Annotated in this window: 17 protein-coding genes; 9 read left to right on the top strand and 8 right to left on the bottom strand. The window is 63.5% G+C overall.

Annotation, left to right across the window (positions count from 1 at the left end; translation table 11 throughout):
- Positions 1–194: 194 nt before the first annotated feature.
- From AABA48_RS01625 to AABA48_RS01605, 5 genes are all read left to right on the top strand, one after another.
- Positions 195–2333: an HD domain-containing phosphohydrolase gene (locus tag AABA48_RS01625; protein ID WP_338270861.1), complete on the top strand. Its 2139-nt coding sequence runs from the start codon at positions 195–197 to the stop codon at positions 2331–2333.
- A gap of 105 nt (positions 2334–2438) precedes the next feature.
- Positions 2439–3401: an ABC transporter ATP-binding protein gene (locus AABA48_RS01620; protein WP_338270859.1), complete on the top strand. Its 963-nt coding sequence runs from the start codon at positions 2439–2441 to the stop codon at positions 3399–3401.
- Positions 3398–4393: an ABC transporter ATP-binding protein gene (locus AABA48_RS01615; protein WP_286351808.1), complete on the top strand. Its 996-nt coding sequence runs from the start codon at positions 3398–3400 to the stop codon at positions 4391–4393. The genes AABA48_RS01620 and AABA48_RS01615 overlap by 4 nt, the downstream gene beginning before the upstream one ends.
- Positions 4394–4500: 107 nt before the next feature.
- Positions 4501–4785 (top strand): ArsR/SmtB family transcription factor, encoded by a 285-nt coding sequence (locus AABA48_RS01610; RefSeq protein ID WP_010943263.1) that lies wholly within the window; start codon positions 4501–4503, stop codon positions 4783–4785.
- 67 nt (positions 4786–4852) lie between these two features.
- Positions 4853–6043, top strand: a complete 1191-nt coding sequence (locus AABA48_RS01605) for a class I SAM-dependent rRNA methyltransferase (protein ID WP_338270856.1) — start codon at positions 4853–4855, stop codon at positions 6041–6043.
- A 60-nt stretch (positions 6044–6103) separates the two neighbouring features.
- Here the strand turns inward: AABA48_RS01605 and bioC are convergent, their stop codons facing one another.
- The 3 genes from bioC to bioF are packed head-to-tail and all read right to left on the bottom strand — an operon-like array spanning position 6104 to position 8908.
- On the bottom strand, positions 6104–6907 hold the full coding sequence (gene bioC, locus AABA48_RS01600; RefSeq protein WP_338270855.1) for a malonyl-ACP O-methyltransferase BioC: 804 nt from the start codon (positions 6905–6907) through the stop codon (positions 6104–6106).
- Positions 6900–7721: an alpha/beta fold hydrolase gene (locus AABA48_RS01595; RefSeq protein WP_338270854.1), complete on the bottom strand. Its 822-nt coding sequence runs from the start codon at positions 7719–7721 to the stop codon at positions 6900–6902. The genes bioC and AABA48_RS01595 overlap by 8 nt, the downstream gene beginning before the upstream one ends.
- Before the next feature lie 11 nt (positions 7722–7732).
- Positions 7733–8908 (bottom strand): 8-amino-7-oxononanoate synthase, encoded by a 1176-nt coding sequence (gene bioF / locus AABA48_RS01590; protein WP_286351804.1) that lies wholly within the window; start codon positions 8906–8908, stop codon positions 7733–7735.
- 166 nt (positions 8909–9074) lie between these two features.
- Here bioF and AABA48_RS01585 point away from each other — a divergent pair, with 166 nt between their 5' ends.
- The 4 genes from AABA48_RS01585 (at position 9075) to AABA48_RS01570 (ending at position 12226) form a co-directional block, all read left to right on the top strand.
- The gene (locus AABA48_RS01585; protein ID WP_286351803.1) at positions 9075–9758 is read left to right on the top strand and encodes a metallophosphoesterase family protein; all 684 of its coding nucleotides are present in this window, start codon (positions 9075–9077) and stop codon (positions 9756–9758) included.
- Complete coding sequence (locus AABA48_RS01580; protein ID WP_286351802.1) at positions 9755–10171, top strand: secondary thiamine-phosphate synthase enzyme YjbQ; 417 nt, start codon at positions 9755–9757, stop codon at positions 10169–10171. Before AABA48_RS01585 ends, AABA48_RS01580 begins: the two co-directional genes overlap by 4 nt.
- Positions 10172–10249: 78 nt before the next feature.
- The gene (locus tag AABA48_RS01575; RefSeq protein ID WP_338270852.1) at positions 10250–11485 is read left to right on the top strand and encodes a GGDEF domain-containing protein; all 1236 of its coding nucleotides are present in this window, start codon (positions 10250–10252) and stop codon (positions 11483–11485) included.
- A 123-nt stretch (positions 11486–11608) separates the two neighbouring features.
- A complete protein-coding gene (locus AABA48_RS01570; protein ID WP_286351800.1) occupies positions 11609–12226 on the top strand; it encodes a hypothetical protein in 618 nt (205 codons plus the stop codon).
- A 90-nt stretch (positions 12227–12316) separates the two neighbouring features.
- Here the strand turns inward: AABA48_RS01570 and AABA48_RS01565 are convergent, their stop codons facing one another.
- From AABA48_RS01565 to AABA48_RS01545, 5 genes are all read right to left on the bottom strand, one after another.
- Positions 12317–12652: a hypothetical protein gene (locus tag AABA48_RS01565; RefSeq protein ID WP_010943272.1), complete on the bottom strand. Its 336-nt coding sequence runs from the start codon at positions 12650–12652 to the stop codon at positions 12317–12319.
- 37 nt (positions 12653–12689) lie between these two features.
- On the bottom strand, positions 12690–13109 hold the full coding sequence (locus tag AABA48_RS01560) for a hemerythrin family protein (RefSeq protein WP_286351799.1): 420 nt from the start codon (positions 13107–13109) through the stop codon (positions 12690–12692).
- Positions 13110–13181: 72 nt separating this feature from the next.
- Complete coding sequence (locus AABA48_RS01555) at positions 13182–15035, bottom strand: alpha-amylase family glycosyl hydrolase (protein ID WP_338270849.1); 1854 nt, start codon at positions 15033–15035, stop codon at positions 13182–13184.
- An 84-nt stretch (positions 15036–15119) separates the two neighbouring features.
- Positions 15120–16106, bottom strand: a complete 987-nt coding sequence (locus AABA48_RS01550) for an NAD(P)H-quinone oxidoreductase (protein WP_286351797.1) — start codon at positions 16104–16106, stop codon at positions 15120–15122.
- A gap of 113 nt (positions 16107–16219) precedes the next feature.
- Positions 16220–16699, bottom strand: coding sequence for a DUF456 domain-containing protein (locus tag AABA48_RS01545; protein WP_338270847.1), 480 nt, complete (start codon positions 16697–16699; stop codon positions 16220–16222).

Below are 16699 nucleotides of genomic sequence, written 5' to 3'. Positions count from 1 at the left end.
GCCGCGGCAGCACAGGCCGCCGGCAGTGCCCGGCGGCACCGGGAACCGGCTCGCCGGACAATCAGACCGAAGCACTCGCAGGCCACCGGCGTCTGACAATTTGACAACAAGAAGCCGCCATATCACTTGACTTTGATGCCATTTTCTGCGATTTGACGAATAATCACCCCATAGTGGCACATGGATATCCCTTCATGAATTCTCTTCGAGTAAAAATTCTCGGCATGATAACCCTGATCGTCGTGGTGATCGTTGCGACGTTCGGATACCTGGAATATCGCAACCAGCAGCGTACCATCACCCGCATTTCGGCACGCAACGCCCAGATCCTCGCCACCACCATCCAGAACAGTATCGAAAACGTCATGATGAGCGGGCAATCAGACGAGGTGACCCGCATCCTGACGCGCCTCAAGGCGCACGAAGCCATCAACAGCCTCACCATCTTCGACGAAAACGGCCGCATCCTCAACTCCTCCGACAAGCGCGAGATCGGCGGCCAGGTGGATGTGCAGGAACTGGAAGCCTACCGCAAGGGAAACGCCATCCACCTGCACAACAGGGGAGATCACCAGCAGTTCCACAGCATCTCCCTCATTTACAACAGGCCGGCCTGCCAGGGATGCCATGACGCCGGCCAGGCCATTCTCGGCGCCCTCGAGATCGAGCTTCCCATCGACTACCTCCAGGCGGATCTGGCCAAGGGCAAGAGTTTTGCCCTGACTTCGACCCTGTTCATGGTCCTGCTGATCTTCGTCACCATATCGCTCTTTCTCCACGCCTACGTGAACCGCCCCCTGAAGACCATCATTGCGTCAATGCAACGGGTGGAGCACGGCGACTTCAATGTGCGGAGCGATATTTCCAGCAGCGACGACATGATGGCATTGTCCGACAACTTCAACATGATGGTGAACAAGCTCAAGTACTACATGGAAACAACCATCAGCCACGAGCGTGAACTGGCCCGGGCCCAGTCCAAGTTGTCCCACCACCACGAGATGCACATCATGAATCAGAAGCTGGAGGAGCAGCTCAGTGAGATCGAGAACCTGAACGTCAGCATGGAAGAGCGGATCGAGGAGATTGAGGAGGCGAACTACAAAATCGCAGACCTGGCCAGCGAACTGGAGGACAAGAACACCAATCTCGAGCAGGCCGTTGCGAGACTTTCGACTCTCTACAAGGTGGGTCTCGCCGTCAACTCGACCATGGAACCCGAGCGGCTCTTCAACCTGATCGTGAAGACCACGGTCGACACGCTCCACGCCCAGATCGGCTACATCATCCTCTACTCGCCCCGGGAGAGGAACCTGCAGGTGACGACGCTGCTGGGCCACACCATCCCGGAGGGCTCGTCGACGACGCTGCCCATGAAGCAGTCGAGCGTATCCACCTGGGTCATCGAAAACCGGCGGCCGCTCCTCATCACCGACATGGACGAATGGCCCCAGTTCGACCGGTACAGTTCCCTGGGATACGAGCGCAGGACCCTCGTCTGCGCCCCGCTCCAGGTCAAGGACGAAATCATCGGCACCATTACGGTGGTCAACAAGGGCGACAATTCCACCTACTCCATTGAAGAACTGGAGTTGCTCTCCACCATCGCCGCCCAGGCGAGCATCGCCATCAAGAACGCCCAACTCTACGACGAACAGCAGGCCACCTACCTTCACACCATCCAAGCCCTGGTTTCCGCCATCGAGGCGAGCGACAGCTATACCCGCGGCCACTCGGAGCGGGTGACCCGCTACTCCACGGAACTGGCGCGCAAGCTGCGGCTTCCAGCCGATCGCGTCAAGGTGATCGAGCGGGCCGCCATCCTGCACGACATCGGCAAGATCGGCATCGATCTGAGCCTGCTCCACAAGGAAGGCAAACTTTCGTCGGACGAGATCCGCGACCTTCAGCAGCATCCGGTGATCGGCATGAAGATTCTGGAGCCCATCGATTTTCTCCAGGATGTGCGCCAGTGCATCGGCCAGCACCACGAGCGGTACGACGGCCGCGGCTACCCGAACTGCCTCGGCCCGGAGGAGCAGTTGCTCGAATCCCGCATCCTCGCCGTGGCCGATGCCTTCGACGCCATGACCTCCGATCGTCCCTACCGCAAGGCCCTGCCGGTGGATCTGGCGGTGCAGGAATTGATCGACAACGTGGGCACTCAATTCGACCCCGAACTGGTGCCGGCCTTCGTCGAACTCCTGGAATCGGGCCTCCTGGGCATCACCTTCCAACGGGAAGAGCCGGGAACATCCTGCCCCGCCCGCGATCATCGGCGCGCCGAGCGCAAGGTGGTCGCCATCAGCGAATACGGCCACCGCACCAGCTGACCCCCCCCAAGCACCAGCCGACATTTGCCCACCGGCGGAGATCGTGGTATAACCACCACTGATTCATCGCATTCTGCGCCCATTTTATCCCGACAGGAATCGTCCGTGGCAAACCTGCTCGACATCAGGCAACTCTCGACCGTTTTCCATCTCGCCGAAGGGGACGTCCATGCCGTGAACGGCGTCGACATTTCCATTGCCGCCGGTGAAACCGTGGCACTGGTGGGGGAATCCGGCTGCGGGAAAAGTGTAACCGCGGCATCCATCCTGCGGTTGGTCCCGCCGCCCGGTGAAATAACCGGGGGCGAGATCCGATTTGAAGGGACAGACCTGCTGGCGGCAAGCGAGGCGGACATGCGCTCCATCCGCGGGAACCGCATCGGCATGATCTTCCAGGAACCCATGACGTCCCTGAACCCCGTATTCCGGATCGGCAGTCAAATTGCCGAAGGGCTCATCCTCCACCGCCGGCTCGGACGACGGGCGGCGCGCGAGGAGGCAGAGCGCCTGCTGGCCCAGGTGGGCATTCCCGAGCCGGCATCCCGGCTCGACGCCTATCCCCACCAGTTGTCGGGCGGCATGCGGCAACGCGTCATGATCGCCATGGCGCTGGCCTGCGGGCCGCGGCTCCTGATCGCTGACGAGCCGACTACCGCCCTGGACGTCACCATCCAGGCGCAGATCCTGGAGCTCCTCGACCGCCTCGGCGAAGAGCACCGCATGGCCCTTCTCCTCATTACCCACGACCTGGGGGTGGTTGCCGAGCGTGCTGACCGGACCATGGTGATGTATGCGGGACGGATCGTGGAGGAGGGGCCCACCGCCGACCTGGTGACCACCCCCCTGCATCCCTATACCGACGGGCTTCTGGCGTCGCTCCCCCAGCGCAGCGTTCCGGGCGAGCCGCTGCGTACGATTGCCGGGCAGGTACCGAGTCTGTTCGGCGGGCTCACCGGCTGCGGTTTCTGCAATCGCTGTCCCCGCAAGGTACGGGAGTGCGCCCAGGAAACGCCTCCCCTCATCGAACGTTCGCCGGGCCACCGGGTCCGGTGCTGGAACCCCCTATGACCGACCATCTCCTCAGCGCGGAGAACCTTTCCAAGACGTTTTCCGTCAATGCCGGCCCCTTTTCCCCCCGGCGAGAGCTGCGGGCCGTCTCGGACGTGACCTTCGACATCGCCCCCGGCGAGACCCTGGGCCTCGCCGGCGAGTCCGGGTGCGGCAAGTCAACGGTGGGCAAGCTTCTCATGGGGCTGATCCCTCCCGACGCCGGCACCATCCGCTTCAACGGCCGGGCCGTGGCCGAAATGGCGCGCGACGAGCGCCAGTCATTCCGCAAAGATGTGCAGATGATCTTCCAGGATCCGTTCTCCTCCCTGAATCCGCGCATGCGGGTGGGCGACATCGTGGGCGAGGCATTGGACATCCACGGCCTCGCTCCGCGCGGGGGACGCCGGGCCAGGACCCTGGAACTGCTGGATATGGTGGGGCTTCAGGCGGGCCATGCGGACCGCTATCCCCATGAATTCTCAGGCGGCCAGCGGCAGAGGGTCGGCATTGCCCGGGCCATTGCGGTCTCGCCCCGTATCATCGTGGCCGATGAACCGGTGTCCGCCCTGGACCTTTCCATCCAGGCCCAGATCATCAACCTCCTGCAGCAGCTGAAACGCGACCTGGGGCTCTCATATCTCTTCATTGCCCACGACCTGTCCGTGGTCAGACATCTGAGCGATCGGGTTGCGGTCATGTACCTGGGGAAAATCGTAGAGATCGGGACGCGGGATGCTGTGTTTTCGCGGTTTCAGCACCCATACACCGAGGCGCTCCTGTCGGCGGTCCCCCGTGTAATGGCTGGGCTCAGCCACAAACGAATCATCCTGGCAGGCGATCCGCCTTCACCGCTAACTCCGCCACAGGCCTGCACTTTCCACCCGAGATGTCCCTATGCAGAGGCAATTTGCCGCACTGATGCCCCCCCCCTGGAGGAGAAGGGACCCGGCCATTTTGCGGCATGCCACCTAAGTAAAAAACTGTTTGGTATACCGACACCTTTTTCTTGACAAGGCATGGTGAGAACCATATAACTATATGAAATATTCCCTAGGCCCCAATTATCCCGCCGATTCCGGAGGGTCAACGCTTCCGCGGGCAACAGGAAGGATTTTTCATGGAAATGGAAGAATTCGACAAGAGCAGAAATTTCACCGATGAAGCGGAAATCTTCAAGGTACTCGGCCACCCGGTCCGGCTCAAGATCGTGGCAGGGCTCTGCACGAGGGAATGCAACGTAAAGCATATCTGGGAGTGCCTCGGCCTTCCCCAGGCAACCGTTTCCCAGCATCTGGCCCTGCTCAAGAACAAGGGCATCATCGAAGGCAAGCGCGACGGCGTCGAGGTCCACTACACGGTGGTCCACCCCTTGGCAAAAAAGCTCATCGACGTGCTCGGCTAGTCTTTCCACCCCTTACTGACGTCACACCGAATCCCCTCCAGGCGAGGGGATTTTTTTTGGAGCGCGCATGAACGGAACGAACAGGACACGGATCATCCTCAACCGCGGCGAGGAGCGCCGGATCAGGGGCGGACACCCCTGGGTCTTCAGCAACGAGATCCGGGAGATCCAGGGGGAGCGGCTTCCGGGCATCACCGCCGACATCTTCGACGCCGGCGGCGGCTTTCTGGGAACGGGGTACTACAATCCCCGGTCACTGATCGCGGCGCGCCTCCTCACGAGGGAGCGGGCCGACATCGACAGCCGGGGCTTCTTCCTGGAGCGGATCGGCCGAGCGCTGGCACTGCGTCGGCAGCTCTACCCGGGCATGGAGACCTTTCGCCTGGTGCACGGTGAAGGGGATTTCCTGCCGGGACTCGTGATCGACAAGTACGGCGACTGGCTGTCCGTCCAGCTTCTGACTGCCGGGATGGAAGCCCGGCGGGAGATGATCGTGGCGGCACTGGCGGAACTCTTGGCCCCCCAGGGTATCGTTGCCCGCAACGATGTGGCGGTGCGATCGCTGGAAGGACTCGCCGAAACGGTGGAGGTGCTGGCGGGCGAAACACCCGGCGAACTGGAGATCGATGAGCATGGCCTCCGGTTCAGGGTGGATATCATGGGTGGGCAAAAGACCGGACACTTCCTGGATCAGAAGGAGAATCATCTCCTCCTGAAGGGGATCAGCGAAGGGAAGCGGGTACTCGACTGCTTTTCCTATTCGGGCAGCTGGGGGGTCCACGCCGCGGCCTTCGGTGCAGCGGAAACACTGTGCCTGGATGTTTCGGAGCGGGCGGCCGCCCTGGTCATGGCCAATGCCCGGCTCAACGGCCTGGGAGACAGGGTGCGGGCCGAGGTCTGCGATGCATTCGAACGCCTGGCGAGCCTGCGTCACGAGGGGCGGCGCTTCGGCGTGGTGGTCCTTGATCCGCCGGCCTTCGTGAAGAGCAAAAAGGCCCTGAAGGAGGCGGAAAAGGGCTACCTGACAGTCAACCGGCGGGGAATGGAGTTGCTTGAGGAGGGAGGATACCTCATCACCTGCTCCTGCTCCTACCATATGGGAAGGGAGCCGCTCAGGGAGCTTCTGGCCCAGGCGGCCCGTCAGGCCGGCCGGCAAATGAGGGTGGTGGGCGTCCGGTCCCAGGCGCCGGACCACCCGGTGCTGCTGGCCGTGCCGGAAACCGAATACCTCAAGTGCTTCATTCTTCAGGCGGTCTGATCTCCGGTCGGGGGGCATCGCCGCGTGCGGCCCCCCGTTCCCGGCTCTTCACGCCTTCAGCTAACGCTTCCCCACCCCATAGACCACCGTGTAGGTGGCTGGAATTCCATCGGCACCGCCGAAGCGTTCGGCATACGTCCGCATCATCGTTTCCATGACCCGCCGCCCCGAAAGGCCCCGCCCGGTAACCGGCGAGGCGTTGCCGGCGCCGATCCGCTTCACGGAGCGGAGAAAGGCCGGTACGTCCGGGTGGTGTTCCACCTCGTCCTCATCGAAAACTTCAATCGACCTGAATCCCGCCCGCGCCAGCGCCGCCCGCACCTCGTCCCGCGTAAAGAACCGGTGGGTCCGGTCCCGCCCTCCGCGCGGCACCGCATGGAGGGCGGCCCGGTAGGATGCCTTGAGCTCCCTGAAGGTACCGTCGCCAAACAGGGCAAAGGCGAACAGCCCCTCATCGGCCAGAACCCTGCGGGCCTCCGCAAAGGCCCGGTCGAGGGTGGTGAGCCACTGGAAGGTGGAAGTGGAGACTACCAAGTCGAAAACACCGTCGCGAAGGGGAAGATGTTCCGCATCGGCCACGGCGATCAGGCGCTCCGGGGTCCAGCCCAGGTTGTCGCGGGCCTGCCGGGCCATGCCGTGGGCCAGATCCACGCAGGCTATGGCAGCCGACGGGTAGCGGTCGAGAAGGCGCAGAGCCAGGGCACCGGTGCCGGCCCCCACGTCGAGAATCCGGGCCGGCTCGACCCCCTCGGCGAAGAGGAGGGAAAGCATCCGCTCCATGACCCGCTTCTGCACGGCGGCGTAGGCATCATAGTCGGCGGCCCCTTGGTGAAAGGCGTTGCGGACCTTGCGGCGATCAATCATCTCCGGCCACCTCGCGCAGAAAGCGTGTCACCTCGCTGTTGAACTCCCTGGGGCGGGAAAGGAAGGGGGCATGGCCGGTTCCGGCGAACAACAGGAACCGGCCAAGGGGAAGGTGATCCGCCAGATGGGCGCCGGCCTCGGGGGGGCAGATGGCGTCCCGGTCGCCGTGAATGACCAGGGCGGGCACGCGGATTTTCTCCAGGAGGTGACGCTGGTCGCTTCCCGCCAGGGTGACGAGGGCGGCCTGGGCGGCCGTGGCTGCGGGCCGGCGACACGATGCGGCGATCTCCTGCCCGATGAGCCGTTCGGATTCACCAGAGAGCTCCCCCTCTGAGAACATGCTGTGGAAAAAGCCGTCGAGCGCGGCGTCGAACGAGCGCCGCAGGCGCAGCCCAAGCCCCCGGCATTCGGTGGCAGGGAGACCGTGGAGCCATTCCTCCGTTGCCGAGAACCGGGGAGTCGCCCCCACGAGCACAAGTGCGGCCAGGCGGTTTCCCAGCAGTGGTGCCGCCTCCAGGGCCGCCTGGGCACCGAGGGACCAGCCGACGATCGCGGCCCGCTCCAGGCCAAGCCCGTCAAACAGCGCCACGAGATCTGTCGCGAAATCTGCGAGACCGTACCCGTCAGCCGGCGCCGTGGACCGGCCGTGACCCCTGAGATCCACGACGATGAGCCGGAACGAGGATGCCAGCGGCCGCTGGAAGGCCCAGATGCCCCCTTCCATGGCCCAGCCGTGGACGAGCACCAGGGGGAAGCCGTCCCCCTGGTCGTCATAATGGATCGTCAGGTTGTGGTCTGTTTGAAGAAACGGCATGTCACTCCGGCTCACACAATGCCCAGTTCTTTGCCGATCCGCGCCATGGCGGCCACGGCGCGCTCCAGGTCGGACTCGTCGTGGGTCGCCATGACAGTACAGCGGAGACGGCAGGTACCGGCCGGCACCGTGGGGGGGCGAATGCCCTGGACGTAGAATCCCTCCTCAAGGAGCCGCCGGGTAAAGGTCATGGCCGGTTCGGCCTCGCCCACGAAGGCAGGAATGATCTGGGTTTCGCTCCCCATGGTGTCGAAGCCGGCCCCCTGGAGCGCGTCCCGGAACAGAGCGGTGGAGCGGGCCAGGCGGCGACGCAGCGCTTCTCCTTCGGGGGAGTCAACCAGGTCCAGGGCGGCCCGGGCCGCTGCCAGGACCGCCGGGGGGAGCGACGTGGAGAAGATGAAGCTGCGGGCCCGGTTTACGAGCAGTTCCACCACCTCGGCGGAGGCGGCGACATAGGCGCCGAAGCCGCCAAGGGCTTTGCCGAGGGTCCCCATCTGGAGATCGATGTCGGCCGCCACCCCGAACTGTTCGGCGCTCCCCCGCCCGCTCTCTCCCAGCACCCCGGTGCCGTGGGCGTCGTCCACCATGAGCAGCGCGCCGTACTGCCGCTTGAGGGCCACCAGGGCGGGGAGCGGGGCCAGGTCGCCGTCCATACTGAAGACGCCGTCGGTGACGATGAGCATGCGACCGGCGCCCCGGTGCTCGGCCAGGAGGCGCTCCAGGGCGTTCATGTCGTTGTGGGGGTAGCGGACGAACCTAGCACGGGAGAGCAGACAGCCGTCCACGATGCTTGCATGGTTGAGCCGGTCCGAGAACACCGCGTCGCCCCGGCCGACCAGGGCAGGGATGATGCCGCTGTTGGCCGCGTACCCCGAGTTGAAGACCAGGGCCGCCTCGGTCCCCTTGAACCGGGCAAGTCGTTCCTCCAGGGCTGCGTGGAGTTCCATGGTGCCGGAGACGAGCCGCGAGGCGCCGCTGCCCGTGCCGTAGCACTCAACGGCCTCCACGGCCGCCCGTTTGAGGGCGGGGTGGTCGGCCAGCCCCAGGTAGTTGTTGGAGCAGAGGAGCACCACCTCCCTCCCCTCCGCCACAACCCGGCTCCCCTGGCTCCCCGCCACGGTCCGCAGGCTCCGGTAAAGGCCCTGTTCCCTGAGTTGCTGCAGTTCCCCGGCAATGCTTCGAGTCACGCTCTCCTCCCGGCAATTTTCCCAGGAGTCAATCTTTAGCATAGTGTCACCCAAATCGTCAACCAAGCCGAGAACAGAGGTTGACAACGGTCATGACTTTACTCCCCGAATCCCCCCGTGCTATAAAAAATGTAGCCAATCCGTTATTTCCCGGTCAGGAGCCACGGTGAATCGCACGCCCCATTCCCGCCGTTTCGTCATCCCCGACATCCATGGATGTGCCCTGACCCTTGACCGGCTGCTGTCCCGGGTCCTGGGCCTGACGGGCCGGGATGACCTCTACCTGCTGGGGGATTACATCGACCGGGGCCCCCGGAGCCGCGAGGTCATGGACCTGCTCATCTCCCTGTCGCTCAAGGGCTGCCGGATTCACATGCTGCGGGGCAATCACGAGGAAATGTTCCTAAACAGCTGCCGGGACCGGAATGCCTTCAGGCTCTGGACCCTGAACGGCGGTCTCGCAACCCTCGAAAGCTTCGGCGTTGAGGACGCCTGCGAGGTGCCTGCCCACTATCGCCGCTTCATGGAGCAGATGCCGTGCTACCTGGTGCTGCCGGACTTCGTGCTGGTCCACGCAAGCCTCGACTTCTCGCTCCCCGACCCGTTCGCCAACCGGGAGGCGATGCTCTGGAGCCGCTCCCTGGAAGTGCGCAGGGAACGGCTCGGCGGGCGCCGGGTCATCGGCGGCCACACCCCAATGACCCGGCAGGAGATCGAACGGGGGCTGGCCACGGACCGGATCGCCCTCGACAACGGCTGCGTCTACCCGGAGCGGCCGGGGATGGGGTCCCTGACAGCCCTGGAACTCGACACCATGACACTCCATTTCCAGGAGAACATCGACCGATGAAACACTTCCGCAAGGAACTCTGGTTTGAAACGCGCCAGCGCCGCCAGTTCATCAACATTACCCCGACGGTGCGGGAATGCCTGCGGGAAAGCGGCATCCGCGAGGGGCTGCTCCTCTGCAATGCCATGCATATCACGGCAAGCGTCTTCATCAACGACGACGAGTCGGGGCTGCACCACGACTTAGAGGTCTGGCTGGAGGGGCTTGCTCCCGAAAAGCCCTATGATCGTTACCGTCACAACGGTTACGAGGACAACGCCGACGCCCACCTGAAGCGGACGGTCATGGGCCGGGAGGTCGTAGTTGCGGTCACGGCCGGGGAACTGGACCTGGGGCCGTGGGAGCAGATCTTTTACGGAGAGTTCGACGGCAAGCGCCGCAAGCGTGTTCTGGTAAAAATTATCGGTGAGTGACCCTGCGTCGGCCAAAAGATTGCATGTTTCTCATTTTGTCCAATCCCACTGACCACCAGTCCAAGGAGCAGCGCCCGGGTGAACACCCTGACGGCAAAAAATTTCACCATCTTCGTGATTCCCGCTGTGCTTCTGGCGGCAACCTTCTGGTTCATGCCCCGGGTGCCGGAGCTGCCCCCGGCACGACTTGAGCTGCTCCCCCATCTCCCCTACCCGGCGATTGCCCTCGGCGCCATTCTCTCCATCCACTTCCACCGGGGACGGGCACTGTTCGTCTTTTTATTGCTGGCCGTCTCGCACTGGAGCTTTCAGGGGAATGCGACGGAACTCCCCAGGGGAATCGAGGCCACGGTGCTCTACCAGTCCGTCACCCTGCTCGTGCCCCTCAACATCGCTCTGCTCTCGCTCATGCGGGAACGCGGGATCGTTACGGTAGCGGGGCGAATCCGCTTCGCATTCCTGGGGCTCCAGGCACTGCTCGTCTGGTGGGCCATGACACCGGGGCACGTGGCGGTCCAGCAGCTGCTGGCGGGTCATTTGAGCGCTGCCGGCATGGTTGCCGGGTCTCCTCTCCCTCCTCCGGCCATCCCGGCAATCGTCCTTTCGGGGTTGCTGGTGGCGGCGCGGGCAGGCCTGAAGCAATCTCCCGTGGACAGCGCGTTCCTGGGGGCGCTGATGGCCTTTGCCGTGGCGGGCAACGGCATTGACCATCCCCATGTCACCCCTGTCTTTATGACAGCCGCGGCGGTCATCCTCTCACTCGGCGTGCTCAAGGATTCCTACAACATGGCGTTCCGGGACGAGCTGACGGGGCTCCCGTCGCGCCGGGCGCTCAGCGAACAGCTTACCTGGCTGGGCCGGCGCTACAGCGTTGCCATGGTCGATGTCGACCACTTCAAAAAGTTCAATGACACTTACGGACACGACGTGGGAGATCAGGTGCTCCGGCTGGTGGCGGCAAAACTGCGCGGCGTGGGAGGCGGGGGCAAGGCCTACCGCTATGGCGGCGAAGAGTTTACCATCCTCTTCCCCCATCGGTCGCGGGAAGAGGTCCTCGGCCGCCTGGAAGAACTGCGACGGGCCATCGCCGATTACCGGATGCGCCTGCGCTCTTCGGACCGGCCCGCCTCCAGCAGGGAGGGAAAGAGACAACGCTCCGGCACGCCCCAGGGGCGCGACTGCGTCTCGGTAACCATCAGCATCGGCGTGGCTGAGAGCAGCAGCGAACTACGCCGTCCCGCCGATGTCATCAAGGCGGCCGACGACGCCCTCTACCGCGCCAAGGGACGCGGCCGCAACCAGGTGAGCACCTGATCCGGCAGCAGCCCCCGCTCTCCGCCTGCACCTGTCCCCCTGCGATTGCATTCTTCCGCCCGGCCGCTATACTTTTTCCTTGTCACCCCACACTATCACCCGGCAACGGCAAGGAGGCACTCCATGAAAAACGGATTCATAGCGGCGTTTACCCTGGCGGCATTTACCATCACTTCGCTTACCGGGTGCGTGACGGTTTCCGAAGAGCACAAGGGAGCGGCAAAGGGAGCCGGCTACGGAGCAGCGGCGGGCGCCATTGCAGGAGCGGTGCTTGCCGGCGAGGGATCACGCACCAAGGGGGCTGTCCTCGGCGGCTTAGCTGGCGCACTCATCGGGGGACTCATCGGCAACTACACCATCGACCGAAAGTCAACCGCAGAGCAGACTGCGGCCCGGTACAACTACCAGCCCGCCTCGGGCACCATGGTGCGGATAGAGAATATCACCACTACGCCCACGAGCGTCAATGCCGGCGAAAAAGTGGAAATCCAGACCACCTACGCCCTGCTGACCCCTTCCGCCACGGCCCAGACCAACGTGACCGAATCGGTTGAGATCCGCTACGGCGGCGATCTCGTCGGCAACCCCGAAGCCACCGTCGCCCACACGGGAGGCACTTACACCTCCACCATCCCGATCATCCTGCCGGCGGATGCCAAAAAGGGAAGCTACAAGGTGATCGCCACCGTCAAGACCGACTCGGGGAAAGACACGCGCGAGACGTCCTTTACGGTGCGCTAAGGCTCCCCCAACAGCATCCACGCAAAAAAGCGGGACCCGGCAGCAAACGGCGCCGGATCCCGCTTTTTTCTTCCGTCACGCGACTGACCGTCAGTCGCCGTATTCGCGTCCCCAGGTATCCCTGAAGGTGATGTGATGCAGGTCATTCTGGGCCTTAACATCCTCAAGGATCGTCTGGGCTTCATCATAGGTGAAGCCGACGCTCGGACGAACGCCCATCCAGTGGGTGGTATCGCCCGACGGATTGTCCAGGGGACGCGGCAGGGGGGGGCCGGGCTTATAGCGACCGTTCAGGAAAAGGGCCGCCTCGTACTGCCGATGGCGCTTCACCATCCGCACATCCACCAGGAACCCGTTTTTGGTTTCTTTGGACAGGATCGACTCATGGACGTCCATATCGCTGGGCACATCGAAAAACTCAGGCATTGCTTCCCCCGATAGCGTGGTAGTGGGTCAGGTTTTCTTACTGTCTCATATCGGCAGGTTGCCCTGTTTTCTTGAGCAGAAACTCACTCATGGCGGCATCGACGTTGCGGATGTGCGTCTTGAGCCAGTCAATGAGCACCTGATTCACTCTCAGCACTAAATCCCGGGTTGCTCCCGACTCCCTCAGCTCGGCCTTCAATCGCTCAAGGTTGGTACGAAAAATGACATGCTCGGCCCGATGCTTATCGTAATCGGGGTATCCCCCCTGCCGCTGGAGACGCTCCTCGGTGTCGAAGTGGGTAGTGACGTAGTCGTCGAGGAACACGATCATCTCCATGACCTCGTCCAGTTCGCGCCCAACCATACAGGCGTCGAGAAGCTTTTCCAACTGGGCGAAGAGCGCCCGGTGCTGGGTGTCAATTTCCCAGATGCCCACTGTCAAATCATCGGTCCACATGGCCCCTCCTTCTGAAAAAATGGCTCGCACCATGTCGTTCGAAGCAAAAGCGGGGCCATTATCCCGATTGTATTATCGTTTCTGGAACATTACGAAGCCGGCCGCCGGCACCGTAAGCTCTACGGCCCGAATGGCGGGACCGGCATCCCGCACCGTCATCCTTCGGCGGACCTGGCCCGGCTCGGTCGAGTAGCGGCAGGAGAAAACGTCACCCGGCCGATGAAGGGAGCCGTCCACGAGCACCAGTGCGGTGCGCGGATGGTCAGGGTCGGTGTTGATTGCGAGAACTATCTCCTCGGTGTCGAAGATCCGCGACCAGGCCACCACGGAGCGGATCTCACCACCGATGGCGTAGGGAAGCCCGAAGTTCACACCGTCGCCGGAGATCTCCCGCAGATACTGGCGCCCCCGGCGCAGGGCGATGATGTCCCGGCGCAAGGCGAGGACCTTGGCACACTCCCGGTAGACCGGGTTATCCTCGTCGAAGAAGTGGACCCCGCGGCTGCGGAAGGCGCCGAAGGGGCCGCCGAACATGCATTCGCGCAGGTAGCGGTCGTCCCCTCCTTCACCGTCGAAGGCCTGCTCGGTACCGTAGTAGATGCAGGGGATGCCGAGGGTGGTGGCATTGAGCGCCAGGGCATTCAGCACCAGCCTGCGCCACGAGGGGTCGCCGGCGCAGAACCGCTCTTTCTTGGCGCCGCGGCAGACCTGGTCGTGGTCGTCGATGACCGTCACCACCTTGTCGCGGAACCAGATGTGGGACTCCTTGCGCACCAGCAGGGAGTTGCGGAAAAGGTCGAAGTAGTCGGCCGGATTGGCCTTTCCCTTCACCAGATCCTCCAGGCGCAGCGGAATGTCGTCCACCACCAGCGCGGCATTGAGGCCGGTGGTTTCCAGGGTGTCGAAGGCGTTTACCCGGCCGCCGGTGATCTCGCCGATGAGATAGAAATTCTCCTTGCCGATCCTCTGGGCGAATTCGTGGATGGTGGAGGCGAAAAAACGGGTGGCGCCGGGCCCCATATGCTTCACGGTGTCTATCCGGTAGCCGTCCAGGTCGGCGTAGGCGATCCAGTACTTGTACACCTCGCAGAGCGCCAGGAGCGCCGGGGACGGACTGAACGTATCCACGTCCCCGTCTCCCAGGTGGATGTCCTTAAGGTCGAAGAAATCGCCATCCAGGTATTCATGATACCGGTCCCAGTCCCGGATGTATCCCTTGCGCGTGAAGCACTCCGGCGCCTGCAGCTCCCGGGGCCAGACCGCGCCGTCGGGCCAGGCTTCGGCGGGGGCCGGTGAACCGACGGGGCCGAAGGGGAGCGACGGAGTGCCGTCGGCCGTGCGGAATCCCGTCACGGGGTAGCTGGTGCCGCCGTCGTAGGGGGTGTATCCCCGATCGTAGGCGAACACATTGCCCGCATGATTGAGGATGATGTCAAGGATAACGTAAATGCCGTTGGCGTGGGCCACGCGGACCAGTTCCCGCAGGTCGTCGCGGGTGCCGAAGTGAGGGTCCACGTCCAGGAAGTTCTGGATACCGTAACCGTGGTAGGTGGGGACAAATGAGCACTGCTTGAACAGGGGGCTGACCCAGACCGCGGTCACTCCCAGTCGCCGGAGATACCCCATCTTGCCCATGAGGCCCTTCAGGTTCCCGCCGCACCAGCGGGTACCGGCCTCACGCCAGGCCGCCGCCTCGGGCTCGGTGGCGATGGCGTTGCCCGCATCGGCCGGGCGGTACGGCGGGGTGGCGCCCCGGTTCGTGCGCCGTCCCCGGTTGTCCCGGTAGCCCGTCTCGTTGCCGTCGGAAAAGCGGTCGAGCAGCAGGAAGTAGAGCACCTCGTCCTCCCAGGCTGACGGGGAAGGGTGAAAGGTGCGATTGCAGAGGCGTTCCAGATCCAGGTCCCTGATCGATTGCGGTGCCGTCATGGCGTGATCCTCCTTGTTCCGCTGAAAGAGAAAAGCCCTCTCCCGACAAGGGGAGAGGGCCTGAAACAGCCGGTGAATCGAACGCTAGCTGATCTTCAGCACGATCTTCCCGAAGTGCTTGTCTTCCTCCATCATCCGGTGGGCTTCAACCACCTGGTCCATGGGGAAGACCTTCTCGATGATCGGCACGATGGTACGGTCGGCGAACTTCGGCAGCGCCGTCCCGGTGAACTCGGCCACGATCTCCCCCTTGTCCTTAACGGGGCGGGAGCGGAGCACGGAGCCGATGATCTGTTGCCGCTTCACCATCATCAGGGCCAGGTTGAGCTCAGCCTTGATGCCGCTGATGACGCCGATGATGACGAGCCGTCCGGCGTAGGCCAGTGAATTCATGTTGGGGGCCAGGTACTTGGCGCCCACGTGATCGAGGATCACGTCGACCCCCTTCTTGTTGGTGAACTCCTTCACCGCCTCGGAGAAATCGGGAGTCTGGGTGAAGTCGACGACCAGATCGGCCCCCAGGGCCTTGACCCGGTCGATCTTTGACGGATGGGCGGTGACGACGATCTTCGTGTTGGGAACCAGGGCCTTGCAGAGCTGGATGCCGGCAGTGTTCACCCCGCCGCCGCCGCCGTGGAGGATGACGCTGTTGTTGTCCTTGAGCCCGCCGATCATGAAGACGTTCAGGAATGCCGTAATGTAGGACTCGCAGACGCAGGCCGCCTCTTCGAAGCTCATGCTTTCGGGAATCCGCATGAGGTGGCTCGCGTAGGCCACCGCGTACTCCGCATAGCCGCCCCCTCCGACCAGGGACATGACCCGGTCGCCCACCTGCCAGCCGGTGACGCCCGGACCCAGTTCCTCGATGGTGCCCGAAACTTCCAGGCCGAGGATTTCCGAATCACCCGGCGGAGGCGGATACTTTCCCTCCCGCTGAACGAGGTCGGGACGATTGACGGAGGTTGCCACCACTTTGACGAGCACCTGCCCTTCCGCCGGTTTCGGCCTCTCCGCCTCCCCTACCTTGAGAACATCAAGCCCGCCGAAGCCGTCGAGCAGTACTGCTTTCATAGCTGTTCCTCCTTGAGTGGAAAAGTCACGGAATCAATCCCGACACTCTAGCCAACAAACAGCGTTCTGTAAACACAAAATCCAGAGAAAAGCCCGTGTCCGCCGCTTTCCCGTCAGAAGAGATATGCCGCCAGGAAAAACACCACCATGGCCAGGGCCAGCACGACCTTCAGCACCGTTCCGATCACGAATCCCTGCCAGGCCCCGATACCGGCACGGCCGGCACGACCCAGGTCGCCCCGGGCCAGCAACTCACCCAGGGACGCCCCCAGAAACGGGCCGGCCACAAGCCCCGGCAGGCCGAAAAAAACTCCGACCACGGCACCGATGGAGGCGCCAATCACGGCGTGGCGGCTGGCACCGTACCGCCGGGCGCCCTTGCCGCTCGCGTAGGGGTCAATGGCGAACGACCCAGCAGTGAAGAGCCCCAGGACCAGAAGCGGCAGCCACCCGACCCGGCTGAAGCCGTCGATCCAGGCGGCAAGGACCAGTCCGCCGAAAACAAGGGGAATGCCCGGCAGTGCCGGCAGGAGCGTTCCGGCAATACCGATCAGAACGAGGACAACGGCGAGAAGCCAGAGGGCGGTGGTCAC

The sequence above is a fragment of the Geobacter sp. 60473 genome (assembly GCF_036323535.1).
Classification (GTDB): domain Bacteria; phylum Desulfobacterota; class Desulfuromonadia; order Geobacterales; family Geobacteraceae; genus Geobacter; species Geobacter sulfurreducens.
The sequence above is the reverse complement of the archived record's forward strand: the minus strand, read 5'-3'. Positions and strand labels throughout refer to the sequence as shown.